The 18,372-nt window shown below is 66.4% G+C and carries 24 protein-coding genes and 2 tRNA genes; 17 read left to right on the plus strand and 9 right to left on the minus strand.

Features of this window, described 5'->3' with window-relative positions:
- The first annotated feature begins 76 nt into the window (after positions 1-76).
- Positions 77-1,918 (plus strand): ATP-binding protein, encoded by a 1,842-nt coding sequence (locus tag LT974_RS12925; RefSeq protein WP_232588050.1) that lies wholly within the window; start codon positions 77-79, stop codon positions 1,916-1,918.
- 73 nt (positions 1,919-1,991) lie between these two features.
- On the plus strand, positions 1,992-2,417 hold the full coding sequence (locus tag LT974_RS12930) for a universal stress protein (RefSeq protein ID WP_232588051.1): 426 nt from the start codon (positions 1,992-1,994) through the stop codon (positions 2,415-2,417).
- Between the two features lie 212 nt (positions 2,418-2,629).
- Here LT974_RS12930 and LT974_RS12935 read toward each other — a convergent pair whose 3' ends face one another.
- Entirely contained in the window at positions 2,630-3,796 is a 1,167-nt protein-coding gene (locus tag LT974_RS12935; protein WP_408611722.1) for a KaiC domain-containing protein, read from the minus strand.
- A gap of 118 nt (positions 3,797-3,914) precedes the next feature.
- Here LT974_RS12935 and LT974_RS12940 point away from each other — a divergent pair, with 118 nt between their 5' ends.
- On the plus strand, positions 3,915-4,742 hold the full coding sequence (locus LT974_RS12940) for an NAD(+)/NADH kinase (RefSeq protein WP_232588053.1): 828 nt from the start codon (positions 3,915-3,917) through the stop codon (positions 4,740-4,742).
- A 70-nt stretch (positions 4,743-4,812) separates the two neighbouring features.
- Positions 4,813-5,745 carry a GTP cyclohydrolase MptA gene (gene mptA / locus LT974_RS12945; protein WP_232588054.1) on the plus strand — a complete coding sequence of 311 codons (933 nt, stop codon included), beginning with the start codon at positions 4,813-4,815 and terminating at the stop codon, positions 5,743-5,745.
- Here mptA and LT974_RS12950 read toward each other — a convergent pair whose 3' ends face one another.
- Positions 5,746-6,546 (minus strand): TrmB family transcriptional regulator, encoded by an 801-nt coding sequence (locus LT974_RS12950; protein WP_232588055.1) that lies wholly within the window; start codon positions 6,544-6,546, stop codon positions 5,746-5,748.
- A gap of 238 nt (positions 6,547-6,784) precedes the next feature.
- A complete protein-coding gene (locus tag LT974_RS12955; RefSeq protein ID WP_232588056.1) occupies positions 6,785-8,407 on the minus strand; it encodes a DUF255 domain-containing protein in 1,623 nt (540 codons plus the stop codon).
- Between the two features lie 99 nt (positions 8,408-8,506).
- On the opposite strand from LT974_RS12955, the gene LT974_RS12960 reads away from it, so the two are divergent.
- The 5 genes from LT974_RS12960 (at position 8,507) to LT974_RS12980 (ending at position 10,634) form a co-directional block, all read left to right on the plus strand.
- Positions 8,507-9,103: an FxsA family protein gene (locus LT974_RS12960; RefSeq protein ID WP_232588057.1), complete on the plus strand. Its 597-nt coding sequence runs from the start codon at positions 8,507-8,509 to the stop codon at positions 9,101-9,103.
- Between the two features lie 65 nt (positions 9,104-9,168).
- A tRNA-Ile gene (locus tag LT974_RS12965) sits at positions 9,169-9,242 on the plus strand.
- Positions 9,243-9,414: 172 nt separating this feature from the next.
- Positions 9,415-9,993: a hypothetical protein gene (locus LT974_RS12970; protein WP_232588058.1), complete on the plus strand. Its 579-nt coding sequence runs from the start codon at positions 9,415-9,417 to the stop codon at positions 9,991-9,993.
- Between the two features lies 1 nt (position 9,994).
- The gene (locus tag LT974_RS12975; protein ID WP_232588059.1) at positions 9,995-10,402 is read left to right on the plus strand and encodes a hypothetical protein; all 408 of its coding nucleotides are present in this window, start codon (positions 9,995-9,997) and stop codon (positions 10,400-10,402) included.
- A 1-nt stretch (position 10,403) separates the two neighbouring features.
- On the plus strand, positions 10,404-10,634 hold the full coding sequence (locus LT974_RS12980) for a hypothetical protein (RefSeq protein WP_232588060.1): 231 nt from the start codon (positions 10,404-10,406) through the stop codon (positions 10,632-10,634).
- Between the two features lie 13 nt (positions 10,635-10,647).
- On the opposite strand, the gene LT974_RS12985 is transcribed toward LT974_RS12980, so the two are convergent.
- Positions 10,648-10,863 carry a hypothetical protein gene (locus LT974_RS12985; protein ID WP_232588061.1) on the minus strand — a complete coding sequence of 72 codons (216 nt, stop codon included), beginning with the start codon at positions 10,861-10,863 and terminating at the stop codon, positions 10,648-10,650.
- A 2-nt stretch (positions 10,864-10,865) separates the two neighbouring features.
- Between LT974_RS12985 and LT974_RS12990 the strand changes: the two genes are divergently transcribed.
- From LT974_RS12990 to LT974_RS13000, 3 genes are all read left to right on the plus strand, one after another.
- Positions 10,866-11,168: a hypothetical protein gene (locus LT974_RS12990; RefSeq protein WP_232588062.1), complete on the plus strand. Its 303-nt coding sequence runs from the start codon at positions 10,866-10,868 to the stop codon at positions 11,166-11,168.
- Between the two features lie 323 nt (positions 11,169-11,491).
- The gene (locus LT974_RS12995; RefSeq protein WP_232588063.1) at positions 11,492-11,698 is read left to right on the plus strand and encodes a hypothetical protein; all 207 of its coding nucleotides are present in this window, start codon (positions 11,492-11,494) and stop codon (positions 11,696-11,698) included.
- A gap of 29 nt (positions 11,699-11,727) precedes the next feature.
- Positions 11,728-11,994 carry a hypothetical protein gene (locus tag LT974_RS13000; protein WP_232588064.1) on the plus strand — a complete coding sequence of 89 codons (267 nt, stop codon included), beginning with the start codon at positions 11,728-11,730 and terminating at the stop codon, positions 11,992-11,994.
- 237 nt (positions 11,995-12,231) lie between these two features.
- Here LT974_RS13000 and ahbB read toward each other — a convergent pair whose 3' ends face one another.
- Positions 12,232-13,263, minus strand: coding sequence for a siroheme decarboxylase subunit beta (ahbB, locus tag LT974_RS13005; RefSeq protein ID WP_408611687.1), 1,032 nt, complete (start codon positions 13,261-13,263; stop codon positions 12,232-12,234).
- A 117-nt stretch (positions 13,264-13,380) separates the two neighbouring features.
- Between ahbB and LT974_RS13010 the strand changes: the two genes are divergently transcribed.
- From LT974_RS13010 to LT974_RS13025, 4 genes are all read left to right on the plus strand, one after another.
- Positions 13,381-14,439 carry an anthranilate phosphoribosyltransferase gene (locus tag LT974_RS13010; protein ID WP_232588066.1) on the plus strand — a complete coding sequence of 353 codons (1,059 nt, stop codon included), beginning with the start codon at positions 13,381-13,383 and terminating at the stop codon, positions 14,437-14,439.
- Positions 14,440-14,487: 48 nt separating this feature from the next.
- Positions 14,488-15,084 carry a peptidylprolyl isomerase gene (locus LT974_RS13015; RefSeq protein WP_232588067.1) on the plus strand — a complete coding sequence of 199 codons (597 nt, stop codon included), beginning with the start codon at positions 14,488-14,490 and terminating at the stop codon, positions 15,082-15,084.
- Positions 15,085-15,135: 51 nt separating this feature from the next.
- Positions 15,136-15,477: a ferredoxin gene (locus LT974_RS13020; protein ID WP_232588068.1), complete on the plus strand. Its 342-nt coding sequence runs from the start codon at positions 15,136-15,138 to the stop codon at positions 15,475-15,477.
- Positions 15,478-15,517: 40 nt separating this feature from the next.
- Positions 15,518-15,600: transfer RNA gene (locus LT974_RS13025), tRNA-Leu, on the plus strand.
- A gap of 248 nt (positions 15,601-15,848) precedes the next feature.
- Here LT974_RS13025 and crcB read toward each other — a convergent pair.
- Positions 15,849-16,205 (minus strand): fluoride efflux transporter CrcB, encoded by a 357-nt coding sequence (gene crcB, locus LT974_RS13030; protein WP_232588069.1) that lies wholly within the window; start codon positions 16,203-16,205, stop codon positions 15,849-15,851.
- The gene (locus LT974_RS13035) at positions 16,205-16,585 is read right to left on the minus strand and encodes a CrcB family protein (protein WP_232588070.1); all 381 of its coding nucleotides are present in this window, start codon (positions 16,583-16,585) and stop codon (positions 16,205-16,207) included. The genes crcB and LT974_RS13035 overlap by 1 nt, the downstream gene beginning before the upstream one ends.
- A 101-nt stretch (positions 16,586-16,686) precedes the next feature.
- Between LT974_RS13035 and LT974_RS13040 the strand changes: the two genes are divergently transcribed.
- On the plus strand, positions 16,687-17,139 hold the full coding sequence (locus LT974_RS13040; RefSeq protein ID WP_232588071.1) for a DUF5813 family protein: 453 nt from the start codon (positions 16,687-16,689) through the stop codon (positions 17,137-17,139).
- Between the two features lie 248 nt (positions 17,140-17,387).
- Here the strand turns inward: LT974_RS13040 and LT974_RS13045 are convergent, their stop codons facing one another.
- Positions 17,388-17,615, minus strand: coding sequence for an Lrp/AsnC family transcriptional regulator (locus tag LT974_RS13045; RefSeq protein ID WP_232588072.1), 228 nt, complete (start codon positions 17,613-17,615; stop codon positions 17,388-17,390).
- Positions 17,616-18,296, minus strand: a complete 681-nt coding sequence (locus tag LT974_RS13050) for a potassium channel family protein (protein WP_230891642.1) — start codon at positions 18,294-18,296, stop codon at positions 17,616-17,618.
- Positions 18,297-18,372 lie beyond the last annotated feature (76 nt).

The raw sequence follows: 18,372 nt of genomic DNA on the forward strand, positions 1-18,372 counted from the left end.
CGAGCATAAGCACGCGGACGCGGACGCACACAGCGCGAGGGAAAGCGGTTAGTGCGCGGCCCGCCACTCCGAGAGCATGAGCGACCTCGGGGACTTCGCGGACCACGACCGCGGCGACGACGCGGACACCGCCGAGAGCGACGCGGACACCGCCGACGACTTCGAACGCCCGGACCTCGACGACACCGGCAGCGACGACGGCCTCGGCGCGCTCGCGGTCTCGGAAGGCCTGCGCATCCACGAGGACGGTCAGGAGACCGCGCTGAAGGCGTACGTCACCGCGAGCAACCGGTCGTCGGTCCGGCTGGGCTCGTACCTCGTCGCGCCGTACCCCGGCGGCGAGAAGCTGTTCTGCAAGATTACCGGCCTGGAGTACGTGCAGGCGTTCCAGAGCGACGACGCCACCGAGATTCACGCGCGGCGCGCGATGCGCTCGGAGAGCGTCGACGAGCAGGACTACAAGTTCCTCGCGGAACTCGAACCCGTTGCCGTCCTCTACCGGGACAGAGAGGGACGAAGTCCCTCAGGCAATCGGACGCAGTCCGATAACGGCGACGACCTCAAGCGCCGGATGGCCGACCGCGTCCCGAAGCCCGAGACAGTCGTCCGAGAAGCGGACGACGCCACCGAAATCAAGACCGGGCTGAAGATTCCCGAGGACGGCGTCTTCCTCGGCCACCTCTCGGTCGGCGGCGAGAAGGTGCGGACGGCCGCCGAACCGCCGACCATCGACTACCGCGTGAAAGACGACTACGAGGCCGGCGACCCGCTGGTCTTCCGGCACACGCTCGTTGCGGGCGGGACGGGGTCGGGGAAGACTCACTCCGCGAAGAACGTGCTCCGGCAGTACCTCCACGAGGACCGCCGCTATCCCGTGGACACGGGCGGCGCGGAGCGCCGGATGGCGGTCGTCCAATTCGACCCCCAGGACGAGTACGCGCAGATGCACGACGACAACCCCGAGGCCGACGCCGGCGACGAGCGCCGCTGGGAGACACAGGGGCTCGCGCACGGGGGCCACGACGACACGGTCGCGTTCGTGCCGAAGGTCGGGTCGGCGTCGTACGCCGCCGACCACCACGACGCCGAGCGCGTCGAATTCACGATTCCGTTCTCGATGGTGCGGTCGAACCCGTGGCTGGTCGCGTCCAGCGGCCTCAACGACAATCAGTACGGCGCGCTCCACTTGCTGCTCGACCGGTTCTTCGGGCAGTACGGACAGGGCGGCACGTACGAGGAGTTCTGCTCGTTCCTCGACGACCCCGCGCTGAAGGAGGAACTCGACGAGTCCGGGCGCGTCCACGAGGCGACCTACGAGGCCGTGCTCCGGCGCGTTCACGGGATGCCGTCGGGGCTGTTCGACCAGGACGCGCGCCCGATTACGGAGCTCGTCGAAGACCGCCAGTTCGTCCGCCCGGGCCGGCTGTCGGTGGTGCCGACCTACCACATCAGCGACTCGCGAGCCGCCGAGACGGTGGTGCTGGCGGTGTCGAGTCTGCTCGTCGACCAGAAGCTCTCGAACGACCCGCGCTACGAGACCATCAAGGAGACGCCGCTCGTGGTCGGGATGGACGAAGCCCACAACTTCCTCGCGGACGCCGACAGCGTGCAGGCGAACAAGGTCGTCGGGAAGTTCACGGAAGCCGCCAAACAGGGCCGCAAGGAGCGCCTGGGCCTGTTCCTCATCACCCAGGACCCCCAGGACATCGCCGACCCCGTGTTCAAGCAAGTGAACACGACGGTCGTGTTGAACCTCGGGGACGAGGACGCCATCAACGCCGTGAACATTCCGTCGTCGCTGCAGTCGAAGGTCCCCTACATGGAGAAGGGCCAGATGGTCGTCTACTCGCCGGACAACTCCGAGCCCGTCGAGATTCAGGGGCTGCCGACGTGCCTGACGCGGCACGGCCGGGACTGACCACGGACGCCCCGTCGGGCGGTCCGCGGCCCATAGAATTTTCACCCGGGCTAGTGAACTTCGAGCCGACACCATGACGAAGATTCTCGTTCCCGTCGACGGTTCCGAGCAGTCGAAGGAAGCCCTGGAGTACGCCCTCGAACACTTCAAGGACGCCGATATTACGGCCATCAACGTCATCGACCCCATCGAGGCCGGGTACACGGCGCAGGCGACCGTGCCGGGCTACTCTGAGGAATGGTTCGAGCAGGCCAAAGACGCCGCCGAGGAGCTGTTCGACGAGGCCCAGCAGATTGCCGACGAGTACGACAAGGACATCGAGACAACGACGGAGGTCGGGCGACCGAGCCGCGCCATCGTCGACTACGGGGAGGAGAACGACTTCGACCACGTCGTGATGGGGAGCCACGGCCGCTCGGGTATCTCCCGCATCCTCCTCGGCAGCGTCGCCGAGAGTGTCGTGCGGCGCTCGCCGGTACCGGTCACGATAGTCCGATAGTACCTTTTGCTGCGGTCGCGCGCTTGCGGCGCGCTCGTCTGCTCACGGGCGCGTAGCGCCCGTTCGCACGGCCAGCGAGACCTACGGTCTCGCTCGGCTGGCAAAAGCTACGCTAAAAGCACTCCTCGTCGTTCGAAAGACGGCGGAGTGCTTTTTCCGCAAGTTTTTGCAAGCGAGCGGCCGGAGGCCGCGAGCGCAGCAAAAAGTGCGTTCTAGAAAATATTCGCTTGCCGATAGACACTGATACCCTGATGGGTGATTTCGTAAGGTTTCGTCTCGCGAGAGTGGTTGGCGTCCCGAATCTTCTGGATTTCGACGGCCAGACGGGTTTCGCGGAAGTCCTCGGGGCGGATGTAGCGGAGGACGACGACGGCGTCGGTGAGGTATTCGATGATGCCGTGGCGGGAGGCGAAGGGGTTGTCTTCGGAGGCTTCGCTGGTGAGCATCGTGGTGACGCCGGCGTCCTTGAGCGCTTTCGTGAAGTCGTAGATTTCGGTGCGGCGGACCGACTGGTCGTCGTACATCATCTCCAGAAGGGAGACGGAGTCGAGGACGAGGCGGCTGGCACCGAACTCCTCGACGAGCCGCGGGAGTTCGTTGCGGATGCTGGTGAGGGAGTTGGCCATCTCGATGGGGTCGATGTCGACGACCGCGAGATTTCCCTCCTCGGTGTGGCGGTCGAACTCCCAGCCTTTCTCGGTGGCGCTCTGGACGACGCGCTGCCGGGACTCTTCGAGCGTGATGTAGACGGCGCGTTCGCCGTTCTGGATGGCTTCGTGGAGGAACTGGAGGCCGAACGTCGTCTTCCCGGTCCCGGCGCCGCCGATGGCGACGATGAGCGAGCGCTCGGGGACGCCGCCTTGGACCATCTCGTCGAGGCCTTCGATACCGAAGTCGATGCGCGCGATGTCGGATTCGTACTCCTCGTCCTCCTCGAAGCCGCCGGGCCCGCCCGCGCCGACATCGGCGTCGAGGTCGAACCCGAAGTCGTCCTCGCCGCCGGACGGGGCGGCACCGGGACCACCGCCGCCGCCACCGCCGAATGCGGCCGCGAAGTCGTCCTCGAAGAGGTCTTCCTCGCCGCCCGTCGGTTCGCCATCAGCACCGCCGCCGAACGCTTCGGCGAACTCGTCGACTTCGCTCTCGGGGCCCGGCTCCGCTTCGTCCTCGGGCTCGGCTGGCGTCGGTGGTTCGGACGACGCTTCGCCGAACTCCTCCGGCGGTTCGGACGGCTCCTCGGGCGCTTCACTGAACGCTTCGCTCGGCTCCCCGGATTCGGACCCCGACGGCTCTTCTTCGGGTTCCGCTTCCGATTCCGCCTCGGTCTCCTCTTCGAAGGCCTTCTCGAACCAGTCTTCGTCCTCCTCGTCAGCCACGATGACGCCTCCGTACCGCGGCGCACTGCGCCGTCGGCTCCATGTCCGGGTGGTCGGGACACAGCGAAAAGTAGTTTCCGCCGCCCGCGGGTTTTTCAAGCACGGCTCCCCGAGTGAGCGTATGCGCGTTGGAATCGTCGCACAGCGGGGGAACTCGCGGGCTGCGTATCTCGCCGCGGACGTCCGCGAAATGCTCGCTGGCGGGGACGTTGAGGTGTGGCTGGACACGGCGACGGCGGACGCTCTCGACGGCGACGGCCACGAGGTCGCGGAGTTCGACGCCTGCGACCTCGTAGTGAGCATCGGCGGGGACGGCACGTTCCTGTTCGCGGCGCGGGGCGCGGGGTCGACGCCGGTGCTCGGCGTAAACCTCGGGGAGGTCGGCTTCCTGAACGCGGTCGCGCCGGAGGACGCCGTCTCGGCGGTGCGCCGGGAGGTCGAGCGCTACCGGGAAACCGACGAAGTGCGCCACCGAGAAGTGCCGCGGGCGGCGGCGTCGGGGGAGCGCGAGTGGTCGCTAACGCCGGCGCTCAACGAAGTCGTGATTCAGGGCGACCAGCGCGGCCACGGCCACGGCATCGACATCGAGGTGCGCGTGGACGGCTCGCTGTTCGAGGCGACACACGCCGACGGCGTCCTGATTGCGACGCCGACCGGGAGCACCGCGTACAACCTCAGCGAGGGCGGCCCGCTCGTGCAGCCGGGCGTCGGCGCGTTCGTCGTCAACGGCATGTGTGCGGACGAGGCGATGCCACCGCTGTTGACGCCGGTCGGCGGCGAGGTCACGGTGCGCGTGGATGGCCCGGAGTACGCCGTCGTCTCCAGCGACGGGTCGAACCGACAGCGCGTGAAGACGCCCGAAGTAATCACCGTCGAGGCAGCCGACGAACCAGCGCGCGTCGCCGGCCCGGACTCGGACTTCTTCCAGGCGCTGAAAAAGCTCAAATAACTATTCGGCGAACGGGAGCAAGTCGCCGGAACGGAAAGGGTTAGTGAGCTACCAGCCCTACCGCGGGATAATGAGCCAGCAGCTGCCGGACGTACAGGCGACGGAGCCGGAGGTTGCAGTCGGATTGAGTCAGGTCGGGGTGACGGGCGTCGAGAAGCTCGTGAAAATCGCCCGCGAGGACAAGCGCCCCATCGTGTTGACCGCGGAGTTCGAGGTGTACGTCGACCTCCCGCAGGGCCGGAAGGGCATCGACATGAGCCGGAACATGGAGGTCATCGACGAGACGCTCGAAGACGCCGTCTCCGAGCCCGTCTACCGCGTCGAGGAGATGTGCGGGGAGACCGCCGAGCGCCTGCTCGACAAACACGAGTACACGACGACGGCCACCGTCGAGATGGAGGCGGAGTTGATGATTCGGGACGAGACGCCCGCCAGCGGCCGCCCGACGCAGGGCACCGTCGACATTCTCGCGTCCGCGACCGCCGAAGAGGGCGAGCCGACCCGCGAGGAAATCGGCGCGCGCGTCGTCGGTATGACTGTCTGCCCGTGCAGCCAGCAGATGATGAGCCAGCACGCCCGCGAGAAACTCCAGGACCTCGGCGTCGGCGAGGAGAACGTCCGGGGATTCCTCCAAGAAGTCCCGCAGGCCGGGCACAGCCAGCGCGGGCACGCGACGCTCACCATCGAAACGTCCGGCGACCCGGACATCGACCTGATGGACCTCGTGGACGTCGCGCGGGACTCGATGAGCGCGCGCATCTACAACCTCGCGAAGCGCCCCGACGAGGACCACATGACGTACGCCGCCCACGCGAACGCGAAGTTCGTCGAGGACTGCGTGCGCTCGATGGCCGAGGACGTCGTCTCGGAGTTCGACCACCTCGACGACGACGCCGTCGTCACGATGAAGCAATCCAACGACGAGTCCATCCACCAGCACAACGCCCACGCCGAGCGCGTCGCGGAGTTCGGGGCGCTAAAGCAGGAAGTGAGCGGCGAGTAGTCAGTCCAGGGTCGCGGCGTCGGTCCACGTCTCCGCAAACACCTCGAAGACGTCCGCGGCGAACGTCGAGTCGTGGAGGTCTATCATCGCGAACGACTCGTCGGGCTCGACGGGGTTCGTCACTTCCAAGCAGACTTCGGCGTCGTCGACGATGGTGACGTTGCCCTCGACGACGGGGCCGATGCGGACCTCGTAGCCCGGGTGTTCGGCGAGCACGGTGACGTAGCGCTCGTTGACCTCGTCCGGGATGTTCGAGGAGAGGTCCTGGGAGATGAGCACGGAGACGTCGACGCCGCGTTCGAGCGCGTCTTCGAGGTGGTCGACGATGCGGCTGGTGGTGTCGGCGACGTCGAAGCTCGTGGATTCGAAGCCCGCCAGCAGCCGGATGGAGTCGTCGGCGGTGTCGATGCGTTCGAGCAGGAGGTCAAGCGAGTCCGCGGGGCCGAGCGCGGCCGTCCAGAACCCCTCCTCGGGCTCGGAGGGCGTCTGGAGGTCGGATTCCAGCTCGTCGACGACGGCCTCGTACTGGTCGGCCTTTTCCCGGAGTTCGCGCTTGCGGTCCTCCAGCAGGCGGTCGAGGGCGGTCTCGGGTTCGACGGCGACGTACTTCTTCGGGCGGCTGGCGGCCTGGCTTCGCACGAGATGCTGTGACTCGATGCTGCCGAGCACGTCGTAGATGCGACCCATCGGTACGCCGCTCTCCTCGGACAACTCCTTGGCAGTTGCCGGCCCGGTTCGGAGGAGCGCGCGGTACGCGCCGGCTTCGTACTCCGAGAGGCCGAGGTCCCGCAAATCAGCCATGTTGTTGCCTATTCGACAGCCGACGTGAAAAACGCTGCGCCGGTTTACGCCGCTGCGCCGCGGCGCTCACTCGAGCGGGTCCGGCGGCCGGGCCTCGATGTACGGGAGGTCGTCGAGCAGTTCGTCGAGGTCGACCGGAGAATCAGGTTGCTCGTGGGCCATCACCAGCGGCTACGCCGCGAACCGCCTTGAAACCCGATTTAGAGGGGTCCGTCGGACGCCGGTGGTCTCCCGAGAGCTATTGAGTGTTCGCGACGAGTTCCGCGAGCGCTTCGGGGGAGTCGACGGCCTCGCTGGTGCCGTCGGCCTCGACGAGCCACGCGGTCCCCGACTCGCCGTCGACGTTCGGGACGACGACCTTCTCGTGGTCGGCCATCCGGAGCGCCGCGCGGTGGAGGTCGCTGCCGGCCTCGTCCGCAACTTCGACGACGAGCGGGTCGCCAACGACCCGGGACGCGGCAGTGCCGTACGCCGCGACCTGTGCGCCCATGCGCTCGGCGGCACCGGCGAACGCGCCGACGGCGTCCGACGCGGCCTCGTGGTAGCGCGCGTCCCGCGTGAGGTAGTGGAGGTCCACGAGCGCGTCCGCCATCACGGCGGTGTCGTCGATGGGACGCAGCGGCTGGTCGAGCAGGCCAGCGCCCTCCAGGGGGCCGTCGAGGAACGCGCCCGTCGCGTCCTGCAGGTCGTCGATGGTGGCGTCCGCGACGGCGACCGCGGTGTCGAGGTAGTCGCCGCCGAGGACTTGGGCCGCCGATGCGAACGCCTGCACGACGCGCGCGCGGTCCGCGAGCAAGCCAGTCGGAGCGTCCGGTTCGTCGAAGTGGCGGACGGTCGCGCCGTCGACGAGTTCGTCCCGGAGGTAGTCGAGCGTGCGCTCGGCGTATCGGGTCGCAGTGTCGTCGTCGGTGTACGCCGCGAACGCGAGCAGGGCGTCCGCGGTGAGCGCGTTCACGTCCGCGTACGCCGTCTCGTCTATCGGGGGTTCCGCGTGGCTCGCGCGCTCGTCGGCGGACTGCTCGAAGTACTCGCCGGCGGCCTGACTCCCGCCGAACGCCTCGCCCGTCCACAGCGTGCCCGTCGCGTAGTCGATGGTGTGCTCGGCGGGCTCGCGGTAGTCCTCACTGCCCGTGTGGAGGTACGCCGACGCGAACGCGCGCAGCAGGCTGGCGTTCTCCGCGAGCACCTTCTCGCGCTGCGGGTCCGACCAGTCGCGGCCGTGCGCGAACCGGAAGAACCCGCCGTCCACGTCGTCCGCGAGGTTTCTCCGGACCGCGTCGAGCGTGCGCAGCGCCTGGTCGCGCTCGCGCTTGAGCGCGAACTCGACGGTCGCCGGCAGCGGGAACTTCTCGTCGGTCCCCCAGCCGCCGTGCTCGGGGTCGAACTGCTCGCCGAGCTGGCCCGCGAGCAGCCGCTCGATGTCGCCGTTCACGGGGCCGACCGGTGGCTCGCCGCCGCGGAGCGCGCGCGGCACGCTCCCCGCGTCCTCGCCCTGCTCGTCCCACGTCTCGCGGACGCGCTGGAGCACCTGCCGGAACCCCTCGGGTTCGAGGAACGTCGCACCCGCGAGGTGGTCGCCTCCGGGCGTCACGAACACCGTCGACGGGAACCCGCCCATGTTGTAGCGCTCCCGCACCCGCGGGTGGCGGTCGGCGTCCACGCGCACCGGCACGAAGTCGTCGTTGACGTTCGCGGCGATGCGCGGCTCGGCGTACGTCCGTTCGTCCATCTGCCGGCACCAGTCGCTCCACGACGTCACCAGCGACACCAAGAGCGGCACGTCGCGCTCGGCGGCCTCCGCGAAGGCCTCCTCGCCCCACTCGCGCCACTCCACGCGCGTCGCGTCGGCGGACTCGTCCATACGTCCGCTGCGCGGCGAACCCGGGAAACCGTTTCGACACGGGCGAACGCCGCCGCGCCCAACAGAAAGGCTATGAATCGCGGACGGCTACCCCGGCGTATGCCCCGACTCCGGTGGCTGTTCCTCGCGCTCCTCGTGATTCCGCTGGCGGACGCCCTCTTCCTGGTGTTCGTCGCGGGGCAGGTCGGCTGGCAGGTGACGGTCGCGCTCGTCGTCCTCACCGCCCTGCTCGGCACGCTATTCGTGCGCGCGGAAGGCCGCCACACTCTCCGACGCATCCAGCGCTCGCTCGCGCAAGGGAAGACGCCGACCGACGAACTCGTCGACGGCGGCCTGCTCATCGCCGCCGGCGCGTTCCTCCTCACGCCCGGCCTGCTGACGGACGCGCTGGGCTTCCTGCTGGTCTTCCCGGTCACCCGGTACCCGTTCCGCTACGCCGTCAAGGAGTGGGTCATCAAGCCCAAGCTCGAGCAGAAGACCGGCGGGTTCGCCACCGGGAACGTCTACACGTTCGGCTTCCCCGACGACGACAGCGGCGGCCCGTTCGCCGGCGCGGGCGGCGACGACGGTCCCGGCGGCAGCGGCCCGTTCGGCCCGGGCGCAGCGGCCGGCAGCGACGACGACGACACCATCGACCTCGACGAGGATTCCTACGACGTGGAATTCGAGGACAACGACGACGCCGACACCCGATGACGCACGACGGCGCGCTGTCGAAAGGAAACCCTTAATTGTACCAGCGGCAAACGTCCGGATGCGTTGGGCCAGTAGCTCAATTAGGTAGAGCGCCACTCTGATAAGGTGGAAGCTTCCGGTTCAAATCCGGACTGGCCCACTTCCTTTCTCTGTCGTTAACTGTGAGAGTCTTCTATGCGTTTGGTTTGAGAGTGACGAGTGCTGGTTTTCAACTAACAGCGTATGAATAACTAATACATGAGCCAAACTTCGTTTGAGCACCCCACACAAACACAGCGTGCGAAGGAAATCGAAGTCGAGAAAGAATAGAGATGCCCGACTACGACATACATTATACGGGTTTCTCGGCTCACTACGCTCCTCAGTCGATGAAAGATCTCCCAGTAGACCTCAGGCAACAACCAGAAGCCGCGAACGAAACTACGGTTCTCCCCGAGGATGACGTCCTGGTGGGTATTGACTGGCTTAACGCGTTCGTAGACCACGTTCCGAGAGGCGAGCTAATCTCCGGGAGCCACAACGAACTGACGCTACACTTCGAAAATCAAGGTGAGGACTTCCTGGAATCGGCCTATATCCCCTCGCTTGAAGTTGTCCAGCATCTTGGAGGTAGTACACAGATGACAAAGGGGTTCGATAGTGTCCCTTCGGTCGACATCCCTCCTGGCGAGACGAGTGACGTATCTATAACGGTCGAACCCCCTCTAGTCCCTGGACTAGCACAGGTCAAGTTCGCTCTGTTCACCGATGACGACGACAGAGTTCTACTAACCACCGCGAACGAGGATGAAGTGCGCTCTCACGAGCAATTAACCACAGTCAGCGACAGAGATCAGATCCGGACGATATTCCAGTTGAATCGGGACAACAATAGGCCCGAAAAATACTAAGATGAGTTCATCAAACGACAATCTTGACTCGGGTCACGATAACCCTCTATCGCCGGGAAGAGCTACGGAGCAGGTCGTTGAGACCGTTGATGTAACCTTCCAAGACCTATCAGAAAAGGACCAAGAAAGAATAAAAGACGAGGTCACCAAGAACCTGATAGAGACTGCGCCGATAGAGTCTCTGGTGATGACATACATGCAATCCCACGCGGAAGACGGTGAACTACAGCAAACGGTTCACCGTGTTGCCCGTCAAGTCGCCGCGTTAGTGGGTGCTACCCTCGTATTCGGGCTTATCGCAGTGTATGCCATCTGGTACGGAGTCACCAGCGGCGTGCTGCCGGTCGCCGCTACCGGGGTTCTGCTTCTCGGCGTGATTTTCTATCACCTCATGAGGCTCCGCGCCTGAAATGTCTCGGCTCAAGGGCCTCGGAAACGTCGCGAAACATCTCAACGCGGAGTGGGTAGCGAAAATTATCATCCTCCTCGGAATCTGGGCTTGGGGACCCCTATTCGGTGGGCTGGAAATGCAGGCGAATGTCCCCCTCGCACATCTAGTCCTTATGAGTCTCGCCATCATCTTCGCAAACCGGCTCTACGAAGACATACTCGAACCCCTACTTTCCCCCGACGGGAACTAGCCGCTTTTCTCCGTTACAGACTCGACACCACGGGGAAGAGCACGTGTCGCCAGAACGCATCGAGCGGCGTCCACACTCCGAAGGCGTGCTCGACGACGTCGTCGGCCGCGATGACTACGCCCGCGAGCGCTACGAGACGAGCGGGGAGCGGATACGCGCCCCAGAGCAGTCCGAGCGTGCACCAGGTTCTCCTCCCGAACGGTTTTGCTCTCTCGCCGCCACTGCCCACTCATGACCGACGACGTAACCGAGCTCGTGGACGACCTCCACGAGCGGGCGGCGGCGTTGAGCGGCGACGACGCGGCGCTCGGCGAGCTGTTCACGCCGGGGTTCATGGAGCGACACACGGACGCGGCGACGTTCCGGGGGTTCCTCGACGACAGCGACTGGGAGGTGGCGACGCGGTCGGACTTCGCGGCCATCGACGAGGCGGCGTTCGACGAGTACGTCGCGGCGCGCACGTCGTTCCCGGACTGGGAGGCGATGCTCGGGCAGGCCAGCGAGGAGTGGATGGCGCGCCAACTCGTCGGCTGACCGGGTTTTTGCAGGCACTGCGACTGCGCGCCGCTTTGAGTAGGGATGGGCGGGTACGGGGACGTGGGCATCGACACCAAACCCGGTGCCCGTTGGTCCCCTCCCCCGCTGACCGTCGAGGCCGACTGCCCCCACGCCCCACTCGATTCGGCCTCGACGTCGCGGGCTTCAGTGTCCCCGCTGGCGCGCCGCCGTATCCGTCGCGGCCGGCACTTTCCTGCATCGAACGCCGAGCGCAGCGACGGTCCCGCGAGCACGACGTGCCGTCGTCGGCGCGCGCGGGGAACCGGGGCTTTGACGCGGGCGGAGCGCGAACGCCCGGTATGGATTCACGCGTGGCGCTCGGACTCGTCATCGCCGCCGGGGTCGTGCTCCCCGGAGTCGCGAACTACTTCCTGCACCAGGCCGGCTTCTCGACGGTTGGCGCGGCGGTGTGGGCCGTCGGCTACGCGTCGATGGTGCTGGTGGTGTGGTACGGGTGGATTCGCCCCCTCGACCTCACCGGGCCGGACGGCGGAACGGAACCTTAAAGGGGATTTCGCGGCGAAATCCAGCCAGCATGGCGTTCACACCGCTGCCCCTCGTCGACGACTTCCTCGTGAACTACCACGTCGGGCACGCGCTCCTCGTTCTGTTCGCGTTGTCCATCGTCGGCACTATCCCACTCGGCTCCCGGAAGGTCGTGGCTCTGAACGCGTCGCTGTTCGGCGTCATCTTCTTCGTGACGCCCGCCTCACAGCTCGGCGGCGACCCGTTCACGTACCGGTTCCTCGGCGTCGCGCTGCTCGTCATCGCGCCGATTCTGTACACCACCGCGCGCGAGTAGCGAGCGAAGTCGCCGACTGCATCGGCGTCGGACGCCACTCGAATTCTCCTTTCGACTCCCCCGACAACGGTAGCTACTCGCCGACCGAACGCTAGCTACTCGCCGACCAAGTCGTCGTAGCGCGCGCCCGTCTGCTTCAACGTTTCGCTCGCACCTTTTTCTCGTTGGGTATGCGAAGCACACCCGCCTCGAAAAATCTGCACCAAAAAAAGCCGCTCCCTCACGGTCGCGGCCAAACTACTCGCCGACCAAGTCGTCGTAGCGCGCGCCCGTCTGCTTCAACGTTTCCTCGGAGTAGAGGCGCTCGTGGTCGAACGGCAGGTACTCGTCGGCGAGTTCGTCGATTTTCTCGTCGACGGCGTCGCTCTCGCGGCCGTGAATCATCGTGAAGAGGTTGTACGGCCAGTCCTGATCGGGACGACGCGGGCGGTGATAACAGAGCGTCACGTAGGGGAGTTCGCCGACGCTGACGCCGCGCTCGTCGAGTTCGTCGTCGGGGACGTTCCAGACGACCATGCAGTTGGCGTCGAAGCCGGTGACGACGTGGTTGACGACGCAGCCCACGCGCTTGATGCAGCCGTCCGCGAGCAGGCGTTCGGTAGCCTCGAGGACGTCCGCGACGGGCGCACCGATGGCGTCCGCGATGTCCCGGTACGGCGTCGCCGACAGCGGGAAGCCGTCCTGAATCGCGAGCAGGAGGTCGGCATCCAGCGTAGAGAGGTCGCCCGCCGCGCTCTCGCTGATGCGGGTCGCGGAAACCCCGGTGCTATCGAGACTCTCCCGCGCAAATCTGTCGCCGTTCACGACCGGGAACTCGAGGTCGATGTAGTAGTCCGTGAGCATCGGGAGGTTCAGCACCTCGCAGCCCGTCCGCGCCTCGATGTCGGCGAGAATCTCGTCGCGCTTCTCGCGGCTGCCGGCGGTGACGACGAACCACTGGTTGTACTCGTGGTCCCGGCGGTAGTTGTGATTGACCTGCTGGTAGCCGTTGATGACGTCGGCGACCTCGTCGTCGCGGTCGGCGGGCGCGCGCACGGCGGCGAGCGTGGACGACCCGATGACGGGTGGGTTGAGGACGGCACCGAACCGCCTGAAGACACCCTCATCGTGGAGGCGTTCGACACGTTCGAGCGCGTCGGCTTCAGTGACACCGAGGTCGTCGGCGACGACTTCGAACGGGCGCTCCCGAATCGGGAACCCGCTCTGGTACTCGTCGATGAGGCGTGCGTCCACGTCGTCGACGCGTTCGCGCCAGTCGGCGGCGGCCATTACCACGCGGTTGGGACTGCGTCGGCTACTGTTTACCGGTTCGTCGGCGGGCCGACTCGCGGGCCGCGCTCATCGAAACCGGGTGGATTTACGCGGGTGGAAATCCAACACGTCGACATGAGTGATTCGCACGGCGAGTGGCCGTTGCAGCGCCTGATGACGGAGGTCGTCGGCTCCGGGCCGAAGTCCGCCGAAGACATGTCCCGCGAGCAGGCGATGGAAGCATTCGAGCGCATCCTCGACTTGACGCCCGACCAGACGACGCTGGGCGCGTTCTGGCTGGCGAACCGCTGGAAGCGCAACAACGGCGAGGAACTCGGCGCGTACGTCGACGCGATGCGCCGGGAGAGCGTCGTCGCCGCCGAACCCGACGCCGACCCCGTGGACTGCGGCGCGAACTACGACGGGAAGGGCGACTCCGCGATTCTCGGCGTCGCCGCCGGCGTCGTCGCGGCTGCTGCCGGGACGCCCGTCGTCGTCCACTCCGGCGACCGCGTCCCGACCCAGAAGCAGGACGCCTACAAGCACGTCCTCGACGAGCTCGGCGTCCGGACCGGCCTCGAACCCGAGGAGTCCGCCGCGATGGTCGACGAGCACGGCTTCGGGTTCTACTACCAGCCGAACTTCAATCCCGTCGTGGACGCGCTCTGGGACCGCCGCGACAACATGGGCGTGCGGACGTTCGTGAACACCGTCGAGACGCTCGCGAACCCCGCGAACGCCGACACCCACCTCGGCTCGTTCTACCACCTCGCGTTCGCGAAGAAGGTCGTCGAGACCGCGCGGGAGAGCGAGGACGTCGGCTTCGACCGCGTGCTCATGTTCCAGGGGATGGAGGGCTACGACGACATCCGCCCCGGCTCGACGACGGTCGCCGAGTGGTCCGAGGGGGACGACCTGGAGGACTTCACCATCGAGACCGAGGACTACGGCATGGACATCGAGAGCGCGGACCTCGAAGTCGACGACGTCGCCGCCGACTCCGCCGAGATTACGGCGGACGTGCTCGCGGGCGACCGCCGCGACCAGTTCGCGGACGCCGTCAAACTCAACGCCGCGCTCCGCATGTACGCCGGCGAGGACGTCGACTCCATCGACGAAGGCATCGAAGCCGCCGCCGACGTCATCGCCAGCGGGCGCGCGGAGAGCCTGCTCGCGGACCTCTGCTCGTTCTAGTCGTTCTGAGTAGGTAGCGTTATCCGAGTTCGTCGCCTTCGCTGGGGTATGACCAAGAAGGCGACCCTCCACACGAGCGAGGGCGACATCACGGTCGAGCTGTACGACGAGAAAGCACCGACGACGGTCGAGAACTTCGTCAAGCTCGCGAAGGACGACCCCGCCGCCGGCGCCGACCCCGCGCCCGACACGAAGACGTGGGAGGACCCCGAGAGCGGCGAGGTTCGGGGCGACTCGCTGTACCGCGACGTCGCGTTCCACCGCGTCATCGAGGACTTCATGATTCAGGGCGGCGACCCGACCGAAACCGGTCGCGGCGGCCCCGGCTACGAGTTCGAGGACGAGTTCCACGACGACCTCCGTCACGACGACGCTGGCGTGCTCTCGATGGCGAACTCCGGCCCGGACACGAACGGCAGCCAGTTCTTCATCACGCTGGACGCCCAGCCCCACCTCGACGACCGGCACGCGGTCTTCGGGAAAGTCACGGACGTCTCCGAGCGAAACTCGGACGGCTCGGAAGACGAGCAGAGCGAGTCTTCCGGTGGCATGGACGTCGTCGAGGAAATCGGCAACGTCGACACCGACCGCAACGACCAGCCCGAGCGCGACGTCGTCCTCGAATCCGTCAAGATTCACGACTGATCGGGCTCCGGCGACCGACAGTTCAAAGCCCTCCAGCACTAATTCTGGCGCATGACTGACGACGCGGATGCCGTCGACCCCAGCGACATCGGCGAAACCGACGCCCCGCCAGTCGACGAGAAACCCTACAAGCTCGTCTTCGAGGCGAACAAGTGCTTCGGCGCGGGCAAGTGCGCGGAAGTCTCCGCGAATTGGGAGATGGACCTCGCCTCCGGGATGGCCAAGCCCGTCTCGTACTTCTTCGACGAGGACGGCCTCGACCACAACGTCGCCGCCGCCGACGCCTGCCCCGCGAAGAAAGGTGAGGGCGTCATCCACGTCGTCGACCGCCGCACGAACGAGGAAATCGCGCCCGACCCCCACGGCGACGGCACCCTCTCCGTCGACTGGTAGGACCGTAACGGACTTCTCCCCGCGGACTCCACGACGTAATGCGAGGATGGCCGAGCGGCCAAAGGCGGCGGGCTTAAGACCCGCTCCCGTAGGGGTTCGTGGGTTCGAATCCCACTCCTCGCATGCGACCTTTTGCGCTGCGGGCTGGCTCCGGGAGACCAGAGGTCTCCCGTGCCCTCGTTCACTACGTTCACGAGGACTCCGCCAGCCCTCGGCAAAACCTCGACCAAAAGCACTCCTCCCTCACTTCGCTTCGCTCCGTTCGGTCGTCGGCCCGCGCTCCCTGCGGTCGCGCGGTGAATCGCGACGCTCGGGCTTTTCAAGCCGCTCGCGTCGCGAATGCTACCTGTGGCGAACTCAGTCGCTACGAGCTACGCCACCAGCAGCCACGCCAATCCAATCGCCACACCAGCGCCGACCAGATTCCCGAGCGCGTGGAACGCGGCCGCGCCGAATCGCTCGTTCTCCACGAGGCCGACGACGTCCACGCTGAACGAGGAGAACGTCGTGAACGCGCCGCAGGCCCCCGTGCCGAGCAGCAGCATCGCGTCGTCGTTCGCGCCGGCGAACGTGAGCGCAGCGAGTACGAACGTCCCGAGCACGTTCACGACGAGCGTGCCCGTTGGGTAGCCCTCGGTCTGGACGGCCTCGCCGACCGCGTACCGGAGGACGGCGCCGAGCGCGCCGCCCAGGCCCACGAGTATCGGGGACGGAAGGAGGAGGTCCATCACGCGCCACCTCCGTAGCGAACGACGAGTGCGCGCCCGGCGACCACGCCGAGGAAGCCGAGCAAGTAGTTCGCGGCGACGTTCGCGACCATCAGTTCCGGCGAGACGCCCGCAGTCTGGACGGCGAACGTGCTGTACGTCGTCAGCGAGGAGAGGAAGCCAGTGCCGAGGAGTCTCTGCGCGCGCTCCCCGAGCGCGTCGCTGTCGGCGGCTACGTAGACGAGCACACCGAGCGCGAGGCTGCCTGTGGCGTTCACAACGAGCGTGCCGGGCAGGCCGGGCGCGAGCAGCGAGACCGCGTACCGGAGGTTCGCACCCGCGAACCCGCCGACGGCAACGAGCGCGAGCACGGCCAGCGCGCGGCGGTAGTCTAGTCCCATCGCTTCGAGCGAATCGCCGAAACGTGCGTGACAGCACTACTTACGGGCGTCGAAGTCCCGGAGCGCAACACCCAACTGCGAGCGTCACCTCCTAGCTCGTAATGACTGACATCGAGCAGGAGCTCGCCGACCACGGGCGTTTCACCCGTGCGGACGGCGAGTTCGTCCCGACGACGAACGACTGGGATGCCACCGTTTCAGTCGACGACGAGGCGGTCGAAATCACGGTAGTCGTGCCGACGCTGGACGCCGCGACGAAGGACGACGTGGCTGACGTCGTCGAGGACGGCTGGTACGACACGTTCGAGCGCCGCGTCGTCGACGCCGACAGCGTCACGCTCGCGAACGACGTCGAGGTCGAATCCGTCTCCCGCGAGGGCGGCGACATCACCGTCGAAATCACGTTCTCCCCCCGAACCGGGAAGGTGGCCGACGACGCGCTCGCGCTCGTCAACTACGTCGAAGGCACGTGGTTCCAGGGCGTCATCCCCGGCTACGACTACGTCGAGCAGGTCGACCAGATGCGCCAGCAGGCCGCGCAGAACGCCCAATAGCCACTTTTTGCGCTGCGCTCGGTCGGCATAGCCGCCCTCGCTCGCGGATACCTACCAGCCATTACGTAGTCAGTAACTGAGTATCCGGTGGCCGAGTGGTTCGAAGAACCCGAGGTCGCCGGTTCACTGCGCGAGTGAGTGAAACGAGCGAGCGCAGGCCGACGAACGACTGTAGGGAGTGAGGAGTGCTTTTTCCGCAAGTTTTTGCCGAGGGCCGCCGGAGGCGGCCCGCAGCGCAAAAAGTGCGATTACATGGAAATGTACGTCTCGGTGTCTTCGACGCCGTCCGTGTGCTGAATCTCGTCGGCGGCGATGTCCTTGACGTCGGTGGGGGAGTCGACGTCGAGTTTGGCGATGACGTCGACGTCGCCGGCGACGATGTGGGCGTCGATGACGCCGTCGGTGTCGGCGATAGCACCTAGGAGACGGTCGGCCTCGCCGGTGTTGGCTTTGACGAGGACGTAGGCGGTGACCATCTACGCCACCTCCGTGGCGGCGGTGGCTTCGCCGACGAGTATCTGGCGGACGTCGTCGAGCGCGTCGAACTCGGCGAGGACGGCGATGCGGTCGCCGACTTCGAGCGTGTCGTCGGGGAGCGGGAGGCCGAGCGCGCCGTCTTTCTTCCCGAACGCGAGCAGGCGGGCGTGGGAGGGGAGTTCGAGTTCGCTGAGCGTGTAGCCGTGCATGGGGGCGTCTTCGGTGACAGCGAACTGCACGATCTGGAGGTTCTCGGCGAGGTCGGCGATGGCGGTGACGTTGCCGCCGAGGAGCGCGTTCTTCGCGCCGATTGCGCCGAGGCGTTCGGGGTAGACGATTTCGTCGACTTCCTCGGCGTACTTCCGGTAGATGTTCTCGCGGTAGTCCTCGTCGATGCGCATGACGGTGCGGCAGCCGTGGTGTTTGCCGACCATGCAGGCGACGAAGTTGGTGTTGAGGTCGCCGGTGAGCGCGCCGAGGGCGTCCACTTCGTCGACGCCGGCGCGTTCGAGGGTGTCCTCGTCGGAGCCGTCGCCTTCGACGACGGCGAACCCCTCGTTTTTCGCGCGCTCGGCCTTGTCGTAGTCGTTCTCGACGACCGTGACCTCGTGGCCCTCGTTGTGCGTGATTCGGGCGGTTCGGAGGCCGACGCGCCCGGCACCGACGATGAGGATGTGCATACGCGTGGTAAGGCGGGGGAGCGCCAAATAGGTTTGTGCTGCGTTACCACGCAACAATACTTTTGGCGTCGCCCGC

Origin of the sequence: Halobacterium noricense, from assembly GCF_021233435.1 — an archaeon.
In the GTDB taxonomy this organism is placed as follows: domain Archaea; phylum Halobacteriota; class Halobacteria; order Halobacteriales; family Halobacteriaceae; genus Halobacterium; species Halobacterium noricense.

What these genes read in the sequence shown, in the direction of transcription:
- LT974_RS12925 (WP_232588050.1), top strand. Translation starts at nt 77, where the DNA reads ATGAGCGACCTCGGGGACTTCGCGGACCACGACCGCGGCGACGACGCG.
- LT974_RS12930 (WP_232588051.1), top strand. Translation starts at nt 1,992, where the DNA reads ATGACGAAGATTCTCGTTCCCGTCGACGGTTCCGAGCAGTCGAAGGAA.
- LT974_RS12940 (WP_232588053.1), top strand. Translation starts at nt 3,915, where the DNA reads ATGCGCGTTGGAATCGTCGCACAGCGGGGGAACTCGCGGGCTGCGTAT.
- mptA (WP_232588054.1), top strand. Translation starts at nt 4,813, where the DNA reads ATGAGCCAGCAGCTGCCGGACGTACAGGCGACGGAGCCGGAGGTTGCA.
- LT974_RS12950 (WP_232588055.1), bottom strand. Translation starts at nt 6,546, where the DNA reads ATGGCTGATTTGCGGGACCTCGGCCTCTCGGAGTACGAAGCCGGCGCG.
- LT974_RS12955 (WP_232588056.1), bottom strand. Translation starts at nt 8,407, where the DNA reads ATGGACGAGTCCGCCGACGCGACGCGCGTGGAGTGGCGCGAGTGGGGC.
- LT974_RS12960 (WP_232588057.1), top strand. Translation starts at nt 8,507, where the DNA reads ATGCCCCGACTCCGGTGGCTGTTCCTCGCGCTCCTCGTGATTCCGCTG.
- LT974_RS12970 (WP_232588058.1), top strand. Translation starts at nt 9,415, where the DNA reads ATGCCCGACTACGACATACATTATACGGGTTTCTCGGCTCACTACGCT.
- LT974_RS12975 (WP_232588059.1), top strand. Translation starts at nt 9,995, where the DNA reads ATGAGTTCATCAAACGACAATCTTGACTCGGGTCACGATAACCCTCTA.
- LT974_RS12980 (WP_232588060.1), top strand. Translation starts at nt 10,404, where the DNA reads ATGTCTCGGCTCAAGGGCCTCGGAAACGTCGCGAAACATCTCAACGCG.
- LT974_RS12990 (WP_232588062.1), top strand. Translation starts at nt 10,866, where the DNA reads ATGACCGACGACGTAACCGAGCTCGTGGACGACCTCCACGAGCGGGCG.
- LT974_RS12995 (WP_232588063.1), top strand. Translation starts at nt 11,492, where the DNA reads ATGGATTCACGCGTGGCGCTCGGACTCGTCATCGCCGCCGGGGTCGTG.
- LT974_RS13000 (WP_232588064.1), top strand. Translation starts at nt 11,728, where the DNA reads ATGGCGTTCACACCGCTGCCCCTCGTCGACGACTTCCTCGTGAACTAC.
- ahbB (WP_408611687.1), bottom strand. Translation starts at nt 13,263, where the DNA reads ATGGCCGCCGCCGACTGGCGCGAACGCGTCGACGACGTGGACGCACGC.
- LT974_RS13010 (WP_232588066.1), top strand. Translation starts at nt 13,381, where the DNA reads ATGAGTGATTCGCACGGCGAGTGGCCGTTGCAGCGCCTGATGACGGAG.
- LT974_RS13015 (WP_232588067.1), top strand. Translation starts at nt 14,488, where the DNA reads ATGACCAAGAAGGCGACCCTCCACACGAGCGAGGGCGACATCACGGTC.
- LT974_RS13020 (WP_232588068.1), top strand. Translation starts at nt 15,136, where the DNA reads ATGACTGACGACGCGGATGCCGTCGACCCCAGCGACATCGGCGAAACC.
- crcB (WP_232588069.1), bottom strand. Translation starts at nt 16,205, where the DNA reads ATGGACCTCCTCCTTCCGTCCCCGATACTCGTGGGCCTGGGCGGCGCG.
- LT974_RS13035 (WP_232588070.1), bottom strand. Translation starts at nt 16,585, where the DNA reads ATGGGACTAGACTACCGCCGCGCGCTGGCCGTGCTCGCGCTCGTTGCC.
- LT974_RS13040 (WP_232588071.1), top strand. Translation starts at nt 16,687, where the DNA reads ATGACTGACATCGAGCAGGAGCTCGCCGACCACGGGCGTTTCACCCGT.
- LT974_RS13045 (WP_232588072.1), bottom strand. Translation starts at nt 17,615, where the DNA reads ATGGTCACCGCCTACGTCCTCGTCAAAGCCAACACCGGCGAGGCCGAC.
- LT974_RS13050 (WP_230891642.1), bottom strand. Translation starts at nt 18,296, where the DNA reads ATGCACATCCTCATCGTCGGTGCCGGGCGCGTCGGCCTCCGAACCGCC.